Origin of the sequence: Kitasatospora sp. NPDC057198 (assembly GCF_042670125.1) — a bacterium.
GTDB lineage: Bacteria > Actinomycetota > Actinomycetes > Streptomycetales > Streptomycetaceae > Kitasatospora.
In genome coordinates, this window is sequence record NZ_JBHUWH010000247.1 from 1 (window position 1) to 11405 (window position 11405).

The 11405-nt window shown below is 74.4% G+C and carries 10 protein-coding genes; 6 read left to right on the forward strand and 4 right to left on the reverse strand.

All coding sequences use genetic code 11. The features are described from left to right. Positions 1-51: 51 nt before the first annotated feature. The 3 genes from ACFUEL_RS24860 to ACFUEL_RS24870 all read right to left on the reverse strand — a co-directional run bounded on the left by ACFUEL_RS24860 (position 52) and on the right by ACFUEL_RS24870 (position 2901). Positions 52-336, reverse strand: coding sequence for an acyl carrier protein (locus tag ACFUEL_RS24860; RefSeq protein ID WP_380238966.1), 285 nt, complete (start codon positions 334-336; stop codon positions 52-54). 61 nt (positions 337-397) lie between these two features. Next, positions 398-1636 (reverse strand): ketosynthase chain-length factor, encoded by a 1239-nt coding sequence (locus tag ACFUEL_RS24865; protein ID WP_380238967.1) that lies wholly within the window; start codon positions 1634-1636, stop codon positions 398-400. After that, positions 1633-2901, reverse strand: a complete 1269-nt coding sequence (locus ACFUEL_RS24870) for a beta-ketoacyl-[acyl-carrier-protein] synthase family protein (protein WP_380238968.1) — start codon at positions 2899-2901, stop codon at positions 1633-1635. The genes ACFUEL_RS24865 and ACFUEL_RS24870 overlap by 4 nt, the downstream gene beginning before the upstream one ends. A 496-nt stretch (positions 2902-3397) precedes the next feature. Here ACFUEL_RS24870 and ACFUEL_RS24875 point away from each other — a divergent pair, with 496 nt between their 5' ends. After that, positions 3398-4225 (forward strand): BTAD domain-containing putative transcriptional regulator, encoded by an 828-nt coding sequence (locus ACFUEL_RS24875; RefSeq protein ID WP_380238969.1) that lies wholly within the window; start codon positions 3398-3400, stop codon positions 4223-4225. A gap of 184 nt (positions 4226-4409) precedes the next feature. Here ACFUEL_RS24875 and ACFUEL_RS24880 read toward each other — a convergent pair whose 3' ends face one another. After that, positions 4410-5546 carry a ketoacyl-ACP synthase III family protein gene (locus tag ACFUEL_RS24880; RefSeq protein ID WP_380238970.1) on the reverse strand — a complete coding sequence of 379 codons (1137 nt, stop codon included), beginning with the start codon at positions 5544-5546 and terminating at the stop codon, positions 4410-4412. A gap of 292 nt (positions 5547-5838) precedes the next feature. On the opposite strand from ACFUEL_RS24880, the gene ACFUEL_RS24885 reads away from it, so the two are divergent. From ACFUEL_RS24885 to ACFUEL_RS24905, 5 genes are all read left to right on the forward strand, one after another. Then, complete coding sequence (locus ACFUEL_RS24885; protein ID WP_380238971.1) at positions 5839-6870, forward strand: acyltransferase domain-containing protein; 1032 nt, start codon at positions 5839-5841, stop codon at positions 6868-6870. 79 nt (positions 6871-6949) lie between these two features. Continuing rightward, positions 6950-7990: a methyltransferase gene (locus tag ACFUEL_RS24890; protein ID WP_380238972.1), complete on the forward strand. Its 1041-nt coding sequence runs from the start codon at positions 6950-6952 to the stop codon at positions 7988-7990. Next, the gene (locus tag ACFUEL_RS24895; RefSeq protein ID WP_380238973.1) at positions 7987-9477 is read left to right on the forward strand and encodes an FAD-dependent monooxygenase; all 1491 of its coding nucleotides are present in this window, start codon (positions 7987-7989) and stop codon (positions 9475-9477) included. The genes ACFUEL_RS24890 and ACFUEL_RS24895 overlap by 4 nt, the downstream gene beginning before the upstream one ends. 82 nt (positions 9478-9559) lie before the next feature. Then, positions 9560-9988, forward strand: a complete 429-nt coding sequence (locus ACFUEL_RS24900) for a nuclear transport factor 2 family protein (RefSeq protein ID WP_380238974.1) — start codon at positions 9560-9562, stop codon at positions 9986-9988. A 200-nt stretch (positions 9989-10188) separates the two neighbouring features. Further along, a partial coding sequence (locus tag ACFUEL_RS24905; protein ID WP_380238975.1) for a 2-oxo acid dehydrogenase subunit E2 occupies positions 10189-11405 on the forward strand: 1217 nt, incomplete at its 3' end.

Sequence of the window (11405 nt, forward strand, 5' to 3'; positions counted from 1 at the left end):
CGGCGGCACCGCACCCCGCCGCTCCGGTGCCGGTCGGGGCCCGGTCCGGGGTCAGCCGGCGTTCGACGCGGTGCCGAGGAGCACCTCGTTGACGGCGGCCAGGAACAGCCGCGGGGTCTCGGCCGCGGCCATCGCCTCGTCGTCCAGGACGATCCCGTGCCGGCGCTGGATCCGGCCGGCCGTCTCCAGCAGGGCCAGCGAGTCGTAGCCGAGGTCGCCGAACGGGACGTCCGCGATGTCGCCGCCCAGGTCGACCTCCTCGTCCTCGCCGGCGCTCGCGCGCAGGACCTCGACGAGGTCCTCCAGGGTCAGCGGTTCCTTCACGGCCTCACTCATGGGTTCACTCCGTTCGTCGGTGGTGCCGGGCGGCGGGCGCCGGCGGGGCCGGGCTCCCGCGTCACGCGGGGGCCCGGAGTACGAGGGCGCTGTTGAAGCCGCCGTGGCCGCGGGCCAGCACCAGGGCGGTGCGCAGCCGGGCGGGCCGGGGGGTGCCGACCACCAGGTCGATGCCGTACCGGTCGGCGGCCGCGGTCACCGGCCCGGCCGGGGGGACGACCTGGTCGCGCAGGCTGAGCAGGGCGGTGGCGACGTCGAGCGCGGCGCCGCCGGAGCCGAGCCGGCCGGTGGTGGCCTTCGGGGCGGCGACCGGGACGGCGCGCTCGCCGAAGAGCTCGCGCAGGGTCCGGGCCTCGGCCTCGTCCGCGGCGGGGGTTCCGGCCGCGTCGGCGAAGACCACGTCGACCTCGGCGGGCTCGGTGTCCGCGTCCGCCAGGGCGAGTTCGGCGGCGCGCCGGAGGGTGTCCGGGCGGCCGGAGTCCGGCGGCGGGTCGAAGGTGGCGGCGTAGCCGGCGATCTCGCCGTAGACCTGGGCGGCGGTGCCCCCGGCGGTCCGCTCGCGGACCCGCTCGGCGTCCTCCACGACCAGGATGGCGCCGCCCTCGCCGGGCAGGTGGCCGCAGGCCAGCTCGGAGAAGGGCAGGTAGGCCAGGTCGGGGTCGTGGCGGGTGCTGAGCAGGCCGGTGGACTGGTGGGCGATCCAGCCCCACGGGCAGAGCGAGCTGTCCACCGCGCCGCTGACCATGAGCGCGGTGCCCCTGCGGATCGAGCGGCGGGCGTGGCCGAGCGCGTCGAGGCCGCCGGCCTGTTCGGTGACCAGCGCGGCGCTGGGGCCGCGCAGGCCGTTGCGGATGGAGATCTGGCCGGTGTTCACCGCGTAGAACCAGGCGAAGGACTGGTAGGCGCTGACGTACTCGGGGCCGGACCCCCACAGGTTCTGGAGTTCGCGCTGGCCGAACTCGTACCCGCCGGCGGAGTTGGCGGTCGCCACGCCCATCGAGAAGTCCGGCAGCCCGGCCGGGTCGACGGCGGCGTCCGCGAGGGCCCAGTCGGTGGCGGCCAGCGCCATCCGGGTCACCCGGTCGGTCTGCGGGAGCAGCCGCCGGGGGAGGTGGTCGGCGGCCGAGAAGGCGCTCTCCGGCACCTCGCCGGCCAGCCGGCTGGGGTAGCCGGAGGGGTCGAAGCGCTCGATCGGGCGGATCCCGCTGCTGCCGCGCAGCAGCGCGGTCCAGTACTCCTTGGTGCCGACGCCGTTGGGGGCGATCACGCCCAGGCCGGTCACCACGGCCCTGCCGGTCATGCCGCGGTCCTCTCGGGTCGGGTGAGCACCACGGCGCTCTGGAAGCCGCCGAAGCCGCTGCCGACGCTCAGCACGGCGTCGACCCGCTTCTCCCGGGCGGTGTTCGGGATGTAGTCGAGGTCGCAGGCCGGGTCGGGCTCGTGCAGGTTGGCGGTCGGGGGCAGCAGGTCGTGCTGCATGGCCATGACGCAGGCCGCGACCTCGATGGCGCCGATCGCGCCGAGCGAGTGCCCGACCATCGACTTGATGGAGCTCATCGGCGTCCGCCGGGCGTGCTCGCCGAGCGAGCGCTTGACGGCGGAGGTCTCGTGGATGTCGTTCTGCTTGGTGCCGGAGCCGTGCGCGTTCACGTAGCCGATGGACTCGGGGGCCACCCGGCCCTGCTCCAGCGCGATCCGGATGGCCTCGGCCATCTCCCGCCCGTCGGCGCGCAGCCCGGTCATGTGGTACGCGTTGCTGCGCGTCCCGAAGCCGGCGAACTCGGCGAGGACCGGGGCGCCGCGCCGCCGGGCGTGCCCGTACTCCTCCAGGACCAGGACGGCGGCGCCCTCGGCGAGGACGAAGCCGTTGCGGGTCCGGTCGAAGGGCCGGGAGGCGTGCTCGGGGTCGTCGTTGCGCGGCGTCGTCGCCTTGATCGCGTCGAAGCAGGCGACGGTGATCGGGCTGATCGGGGCGTCCGTCCCGCCGGCCAGCACGACGTCGACGGTACCCTCCCGGATCAGCTCGGCGGCGTGCCCCAGGGCGTCCAGTCCGGAGGTGCAGCCGTCGCTGACGACGGCGGCCGGCCCCTCGGCGCCGCCCGCCCAGGCGACCTCGGCGGCCAGCGAGGAGGGAACGAAGTTGTTGAAGAGGTGGGGTGACGTGTACGCGTGGTCGACCAGCCATTTTCGGCCAGAATCGCTCACCACCGCGTACTCCTCCTCCAGGCTGACGCTGCAGCCGACCGCGCTGCCCAGCGAGACGCCGATGCGGTGCGGGGCGATGCCGGCCCCGGCGATCCCGCTTTTCCGCACCGCTTCGCGGGTGGCGACCACGGCCAACTGCGCGGCCCGGTCCATCCGCCGCACCTCGCGCGGGGTGAGGCCGTGCGCGAGGGGGTCGAAATCGCATTCGGCGGCGATCCTGGAGCGGTAACCCGTGGCGTCGAACGCGGTTATCGGCCGGGTCGCGGTGCGGCCGGACGAGATCAGGTCCCAGAATTCCTCCGCCCCTGAACCCCCAGGTGCCATCACACCTATTCCGGTCACGACTACTCTTCGATTCATTGGACGCTCCTCGGCGGAATGCGGATCTGTGGAGCACGATTTCGTCCGGCGCTCCCCCCGGCGGCACGGGTCGAGAATCTCGGCCGGGACTAGAGGAACCCTCGAGGTCCCCTAGAGGGTCCGCACGTGAGGATCTTTACACTCGGCTGATGGTTGGTCACCTCCAGTGATGGAGGTTGATTGCCCCGGGAGTGAAACCTTCTGAGCAGGTATTTTTGCCAATTCTTTAACCGCGCGGAGGGTCAGGATCCGGAATCTTTCGCTCTGGACAGTCGCGCGGCCCTCCTATAACGTTCCTGGCTGCGAGTCAAATGCTGCCGCAACGGGGCGGCCGGCAGTGACTCTCCGCTATTGAGGACGGATTCATCAGCTGGAGAGCCAGGGGAGAATTGGTTCGCCTGGGTAAGCGCCTCTGGATACTCACCGCCCACACCGGTGATTTCAGATCCCACGTGCGAGCGTTGTTCAGCAGTAGATTCCTAGCAAAGGATGTCCTGTGATTGCTCGCGTCCTCGGACCGCTGGAAGTAGAGATCAACGGAACGGCCGTCGCACCGACCGCTCCAAAGCCGCGCAAGGTCCTGACCCTGCTCGTGCTGCACACCAACCGGATCGTCCCGTCCTCCGCGCTCAAGCGGGAGCTGTGGGACGAGGACGCGCCCGTCAGCGCGTCCACCACGATCCAGACCTACATACTGCTGCTGCGCAAGCAGCTGATGCGGGCGGCCGGCGGCTCGATGGCCGCCGCGAAGACCCAGCTCGTCACCTGTCCGGGCGGCTACCAGCTGCGCAGCACCGGCGGGCTCGACCTGCACACCTTCGACCGGCTCTGCACCGAGGGGCGGCAGGCCCTGGCCCGGGGGGAGGACGAGCGCGCCTCGTCGATCCTGCGGGCGGCGCTCGCCCTGTGGCGGGGGCCGGCGCTCTGCGGCGTCCAGTTAGGTCCGCTGCTGGAGGTCGAGGCACTGCGCCTGCAGGAGAGCCGGATCGTCGCGCTCGAACAGCGGATCGAGGCGGACCTGCGGCTCGGCCGCCACCACGAGCTGATCAGCGAACTGACGTCCCTGGTCGGTGAGTTCCCGCTGCACGAGAACCTGCACGCCCAGCTGATGCTGGCGCTCTACCGCTCCGGACGCAAACCGCACGCGCTCGACGTGCACCAGCGGCTGCGGAGCCGCTTCATCGACGAACTCGGTCTGGAACCCTCGGCCAGGATGTACCGGCTCCACCAGGCGATCATCGTCTCGGACCCGGCCCTGGACGCCGAACGGCGGAGCCGCACCCTGCTGTTGGACCGCTTCGCGGGCCACGCGGTCGCCTCCTGACCGATGTCGTGGCCGGTGCCGCGGCCGCTGTCGTGGCCGGTGCCGGTGCCGGTGCCGGTGCTGTGACCGCGCCGCCCGGACGGCGGCGGGGCGGCGCACGGCGGGCAGCGACGGCCGGACCGGCCCCGGGCGGAGGGCGGTCCGGCGCACAGGCGCGCCCGGGGCCGGGCCGCGCGGCGGGTGCTCAGCCGCCCGCGCGGACGCCGGCCCCGGGCCCGTCCCCGGCGTCGTCCCCGGGACCGTCTTCGGGGTCGTCCGCCCAGGTGTCCGAGGCGGCCCAGTCCGGGCACGCCAGCACCTCCAGGACGGCGCAGGACCAGGAGAAGCCGGCGCCCACGCCGACCAGCACCACCCGGTCGCCGGGGGCGACCTGCTTGGTCTCCACCAGGTGCGCCAGGCCGGCGAACTGGTCGCCCCCGCCGAGGTGGCCGACCGACCGGCTCCACGGCCAGGTCGACCGCTCGGGGTCGATGCCGAAGGGCTGGAAGTAGGTGGCCGCCAGCCGCCGTCCGCCCAGGTGCGGCAGGACGAACCGGGCGACGTCCCCGACCTCCAGGCCGAGCGCGGCCAGGCCGCCCGCGAGGGTGCGGCGCTGCCCGCCGCCGACCCGGGCCACGGCCGCCGCCCGGCCCGTCGCGGCGAGGAACTCCCGCTTGCAGCGGTCGAGGTCGACCACCCGGCCCGGGGCGGACCCCGCCGGGGGGAACGGCGCGTCGCCGCGGTGCATGCCCTCCAGCCGCGGCTCGGAGGCGGCGAACCGGCCGAGCAGCCGCGCGAAGCCGCCCTCCCGGGAGAGCACCAGGGCGGCGCCGCCGTCCGCGTAGACGGTGCCCGGGTCGCTCGTCCAGCGCCGGAAGCCGGGCGGGCAGAAGACGTCGCCGCTGGTGAGCAGGGCGGCCGGCCGGTCGGTGCCGGCCCGCAGGTAGGCCGCGGCCAGGTCGAGCGAGGCCATGCCGCCGTTGGAGACCTGCCGCACCTCCATCGCCGGTGCGTGCTCCGGCAGTTCACCGAGCGCCCGGCGCTGCACGTAGGAGGCCGGGGCCCACAGGTCGTGCCCCTGGTCGTAGAGGCTCGCGTGCAGCACCAGCCCGATCTCCCGCGGCGGGCAGTCCGCCCGGCGCAGCGCGATCCGGGCGGCGAGCGAGGCCATCTCCGGCGCGCTGTGCCCGGTGGAGACGGTCACCGAGGTCACCCCGGTGCGGGCGGCGTCCCGTGCCGTGACCTCGCCCGCGGCGACCGCCTGCTCGGCGGGGACCGCGGGCGGGAGCCAGGAGGCGCACCCCGCGACGAACAGGGGGGCGCCGGTCTCGTAACCGTCCATGGGTACCTCCGCGGGTGCTCGGCCGCCGACCGGCCGGCCGGCGGTGGATCGCGGCCAATCTCCCCGGTGCGGCTACAGACCCGGTCGATGCCGGGTCGACTCCCGATCGACACGGGATCGAGCCCGCCTCGAAGGGCCCGCCGGGGCGGCCGGGGGGCGGCCGGGGACGGCCGTCCGGCCGCTCGCGAGGCCGTCTCGAGCCGATTGCAAGGTTCCGCTGGAACAGTGCCGGACGGGCGCCGCGGGGCGCCCCGGAGGCCGGGAGGCCGGCCGTCGACGAGGAGGGAACCCCGTGCCGGAGACCGAAGCCGTACCCGGGCCGTCCGCCCCGGCGGGCCCCCGCCCCGTCGCGCTGCTGCTGCCCGGACAGGGTGCCCAGCACACCGCCATGGCCACCGGCCTGTACGGCTGGGAGCCGGTGTTCACCGAGGCGATGGACACCGTCTTCGACGCGTTCGGCGCGGTCGGCCCGCGGCTGCGGGACGACTGGCTGGCGGAGCACCCTCGAGTGCCCCTCGACCACGTGACCCGGGCCCAGCCGCTGCTGTTCGCGGTGGACCACGCGCTGGCCCGCACCGTCCTCGCGTGGGGCCTGGCGCCGGTGGCGCTGCTCGGCCACAGCGTCGGGGAGCTGGCCGCCGGCGTCCTCGCCGGGGTCTTCGACGTCCGGGACGCGGCCGCGGTGCTCTGGGACCGCGCCGAACGGCTCGCCGCCCTGCCGCCCGGCGGCATGATCGCGGTCGCCGCCGGCGCCGCCGAACTCGCGCCCTTCCTGCGGGAGGACGTGGTGGTCGGGGCGGTGAACGCGCCGCGCCGGACGATGCTGGCCGGCCCCGCCGGGCCGCTGGCCGCGGTCGCCGCCGACCTGCGCGCGGCGGGCCACACCTGCCGGGAGGTGCGGGCGACCACCGCCTTCCACAGCCCCGCGGTCGGTGCCGCGGTGAACGGCGAGGTCTACGCGGGGGTGCGCCTGGGCGCGCCGTGCACCCCGCTCTGGTCCGCCTACTCGACGGCGCCGCTCACGGCGGAGCTGGCCGTCGACCCGGACTTCTGGGCGCGGCACCCGGTCGAGCCGGTGCTGTTCGGTCCGGCGCTCGACGGGCTGCTCGGATCCGGTGACTTCTTCCTGCTGGAGACCGGGCCCGGCCAGAGCCTGACCGGTCTCGCCCGCGGGCACGCCCGGGTGCGGCGCGGCGCGAGCGCCGTCACCGCCCTGCTGCCGGCGGCGCCGCGCGGGCCGGAGGCGGACCGGGCGGCCCTGCTCGCGGCCGCCGGCCGGCTGCGCGCCGAGGGCCACCCGCTGGCCGGCCCGCCCGCCGGCTGACGCGCTGCCACAACGACCGCGCCCCCCGGCCCCGGGCGGGCGCGTGCCCCCGATTGGTGAACGACCGAGGAGGTCTGTGATGGGAACTGGAACCGTCAACACCCCGTACGTGCCGTACGGGGAAGCGATCGCGATCGGCCGGCTGAACACCGCCTACGCCCAGTCGCGGATCCTGAACAGCGCCGTGGAGACCGGGTTGTTCGAGCTGCTCGCCGAGGCGCCGGCCGACTCCGAGGCGATCGCCGGGCGGCTCGGGCTGAACCACCGGCTGGTGCCGGACTTCCTGCGCGCGCTGGTGGCGCTCGGCCTGCTGGAGGAGGACGCCGGCACCTTCCGCAACAGCGCGGCGGCGTCGGCCTGCCTGCTGCCCGGCTCCCCGTACTACCTGGGCGGTTCGGTGCGGGCCGCCGCCGCCCGGCACTACGGCATGTGGGCCCGGCTGACCGAGGCGCTGCGCGACGGCGAGCCCAAGGCGGAGGGGGCCACCGGCCCGGACGCCTTCGAGCGGCTCTACCGCAACCGGGACGCCGCCCGGCGCTTCCTGGCGCACATGGACTCCGCGCACGCGCTGGTCGGCCCGCAGCTGGCCGAGGTGGTGGACTGGTCGCGCTACGAGTCCTTCGTGGACGTCGGCGGCGCCCGCGGCCACATCGCCGCCGCCGTGGTGGCCGCCCACCCGCACCTGCGCGGCGGGGTCTTCGAACTGCCCGCCGTGCAGCCGCTGTTCGACGAGCACATGGCGGAGCTCGGCACCGCCGAGAGGATCTCCTTCCACGCCGGCGACTTCTTCGAGGACGCGCTGCCCGAGGCCGACGTGCTGGTGTTCGGGCACGTGCTGCACGACTGGACGCCCGAGCGCCGGGCCTTCCTGCTGGAGCGGGCCTTCGCCGCGCTGCGGCCGGGCGGCGCCGTCGTCGTGTACGACCAGATGCTGGACGACGCCGCGCCGGAGCTCGGCTCGCTGCTCGGCAGCCTGCAGGTCGCGCTGGTCACCGGCGGTTCGGAGTACGGCGTGGACGAGGGCCGGGAGCAGCTGGAGAAGGCGGGCTTCACGGTCGAGCTCGGCCGGCGCATCCGCACCATCGGCAGCGACTACGTGCTGGTCGGGGTGAAGCCGTGACCGGGGTGGTGATCGCGGGCGGCGGCCCGGTCGGCCTGATGCTCGCCTGCGAGCTCGGCCTCGCCGGCGTCGACACCGTCGTCCTGGAGCGGCTGGAGCGCCCCACCGGGGAGTCCCGGGCACTGGGCCTGCACTCCCGGACGGTCGAGGTGCTGCACCAGCGCGGCCTGCTGGACCGGGTCGGCGACCAGGTGCCGGTGTGGCCCAAGGGGCACTTCGCCGGCCTGCGCAAGGTCGACATGACCAAGCTCGACGCCGAGCACAGCTACGCCCTGATGGTCCCGCAGTCCCGCACCGAGGAGATCCTCCACGAGCGGGCGCTGGAGCTGAAGGTCGACGTCCGGCGCGGCCACCGGCTGGTCTCGCTGGAGCAGGGCCCGGACGGGGTCACCGTCGGCGTCGAGGGGCCGGACGGCGCCTACCGGCTGGACGCGCGCTACCTGGCCGGCTGCGACGGCGGCGCCAGCACGGTGCGCAAGCTCGCCGGGGTGCCCTTCCCCGGCACCGCCTCCACCGTCAACGCGCTGCTCGGCGACGTCCAACTGCTCGGCGAGCAGCCCGCCGGCCGCGAGCTGCTGCGGCTGGCGGGCGGGCTCTTCGGCCTGATCCCGCTGGGCGGCGGGCTGTACCGGGTGGTCGCGGTCGAGTTCGACGCCGAGCCCGTCCCGCGGGACGTGCCGGTGACCACGGACGAGCTGGCGGCGGCCGCCAAGCGGGTCTCCGGCCTCGACCTGACCATGGGCGAGGCCCGCTGGATGTCCCGCTTCGGGAACGCCACCCGCCTGGTCGACCGCTACCGCACCGGGTCCGTCCTGCTGGCGGGCGACGCCGCGCACGTGCACTTCCCGGCCGGCGGGCAGGGGCTGAACACCGGCATCCAGGACGCCCTGAACCTGGGCTGGAAGCTGGCCGCCACCCTGAACGGCTGGGCCCCCGAGGGCCTGCTCGACAGCTACGAGGCCGAGCGGCGCCCGATCGCGAAGCGGGTCTGCATGAACACCCGCGCCCAGCTGGCGATGATGCACCCCGCCCCGGAGATCGACCCGCTGCGCGAGCTGTTCAGCGAGCTGATGGACCTGGACCAGGTCAACCGCTACATCGGCGAGATGATCACCGGCCTGGACATCCGCTACCCGATGGGCGGCGAGGACGGCCCGGACGGACCGGCACACGCCCTGGTGGGGCGCCGGATGCCCCCGCTGCCGCTGCTCACCCCCGACGGCCCGGCCAACGCCCTCGAACTGCTCGCCGCCGGCCGGGGCCTGCTGATCGACCTGGCCGGCGCACTGCCCGCCGCCTGGGCGGACGGCCGGACCGACCGGCTCACCCGGCTGACCGCCACGCTCGCCGACCCGGCGAAGGCCCCGGAGACGGCCGCGCTGCTCGTCCGCCCGGACGGCTACGTGGCGTGGGCCTGCGCGGAACCGGGCGGCACCGCGGGCCTGGCGGAGGCGCTCGACCGCTGGTTCGGCGCCGCGACCGCCTGACCGGTCCGGCGCCGCGCCCGTCCGCCCGCCTGACCGCCCCGCCGACCCCGTCACGACCACCCGAAGCCACCACGGAGGACCGATGTCCCAGCAGACGGCAACCCCGGAGCTCTACGCGGAGATCCAGGACTTCTACGCCCGCCACATGCACCTGATCGACGCCGGGCAGGTGGACGCCTGGGTGGAGACCTTCACCGAGGACGCCACCATCTCCAACAACGTCAACCCGCGCCCCGCGCACGGCCGCGAGCAGATCGTCGGGGTGATCCGCCGCGCCCAGCAGCAGCTCGACGCCGACGGCGTCCGGCACCGGCACTGGATGGGCATGCTCGCCGTCGACCGGGCCGCCGACGGGACGGTGCACGCCCGCAGCTACGCGCTGCTGCTCGCCGTCCGCGCCGGCGCGGCCCCGGTGCTCGACCGCAGCACCCACTGCCACGACGAGCTGGTCCGGGTCGGTGGCGACTGGCAGATCCGCAGCCGGCGGGTCCACCACGACGGCCGCCCCTGACCGGGCGCCGGAGGTGGGCGGACGGAGCGTCCCGGCGTACCGCGCCGGGGCGCTCCTCGGCTGTCGGAGGGCGGTACACGATCCGTCACCGCCCTTCTTCGGCAAGCCATTTGCGCACTGCCGCCGCACTGCCCGGTTTCCGCCGCACGGGTCGCGTGGGCCCCAGCGCGGACGCGTATCGTTTGGTCAACATCCGGAACCTGAATCGGAAGAGAGCGGTCTACGCCGTGTCGCCACACTCTGAAGCGCCCGTCAACTCTTCGAGCACGTCGGCCTTCGGCCCGAACGAGTGGCTCGTCGAAGAGATGTACCAGCAGTACCTCCGGGACCCGAGTCTGGTGGACCGGGCCTGGCGGGACCTGTTCAGCGACTACCAGCCCGGCAGCACGGCGGCGCCGGCGAGCACGGCGGTCGAGGGGAACGCCGTGACGCCCGCCGGCCCCGCGCCCGTCGCGCCGGCCCCCGCGGCCGCCCAGGTGCCCGCCCCCGCCGCCGAGTCCGTGCCCGCCGCGGCGCCCGCGTCCCCGCCCGCGCCCGCGAAGGCCGCCGCCGCGCCCGCGCCGAAGGCCGCGGCGGTGGGTGACGAACTCGTCCAGCTGCGTGGTCCGGCGAAGGCCGTGGCGTCGAACATGGACGCCTCGTTGGAGGTGCCGACCGCGACTTCGGTGCGTGCCGTTCCGGCGAAGCTGCTGATCGACAACCGCATCGTGATCAACAACCACCTGCAGCGGGCGCGTGGTGGGAAGGTGTCCTTCACGCACCTGATCGGCTACGCGCTGGTGCGGGCGGTGAAGGCCAATCCGGGCATGAACCACAGCTACCGGGTGGAGGACGGCAAGTCCTACCTGGTCAAGCCCGAGCACGTGAACCTGGGCCTGGCGATCGACCTGGTCAAGCCGAACGGTGACCGGCAGTTGGTGGTCGCGGCGATCAAGAAGGCCGAGACCCTGGACTTCTTCGGGTTCTGGCAGGCGTACGAGGACATCGTGCGCCGGGCGCGCGCGAACAAGCTGACCATGGACGACTTCACCGGGGTGACGGTCTCGCTGACCAACCCCGGCGGCATCGGCACCGTGCACTCGGTGCCGCGGCTGATGCAGAACCAGGGCACCATCGTGGGTGTCGGCGCGATGGAGTACCCGGCGGAGTTCCAGGGCTCCTCCCCGGAGACGCTGGCCCGGCTGGGTGTCTCCAAGACGATGACGCTGACCTCGACCTACGACCACCGGGTCATCCAGGGTGCCGCCTCGGGCGAGTTCCTGCGCTCGATCCACCAGCTGCTGCTGGGCGCGGACAACTTCTACGACGAGGTGTTCGAGTCTCTGCGGATCCCCTACGAGCCGGTGCGCTGGGCGACCGACGTGGCCACCACCCACGACGACGAGGTCAACAAGACCGCCCGGGTCATGGAGCTGAT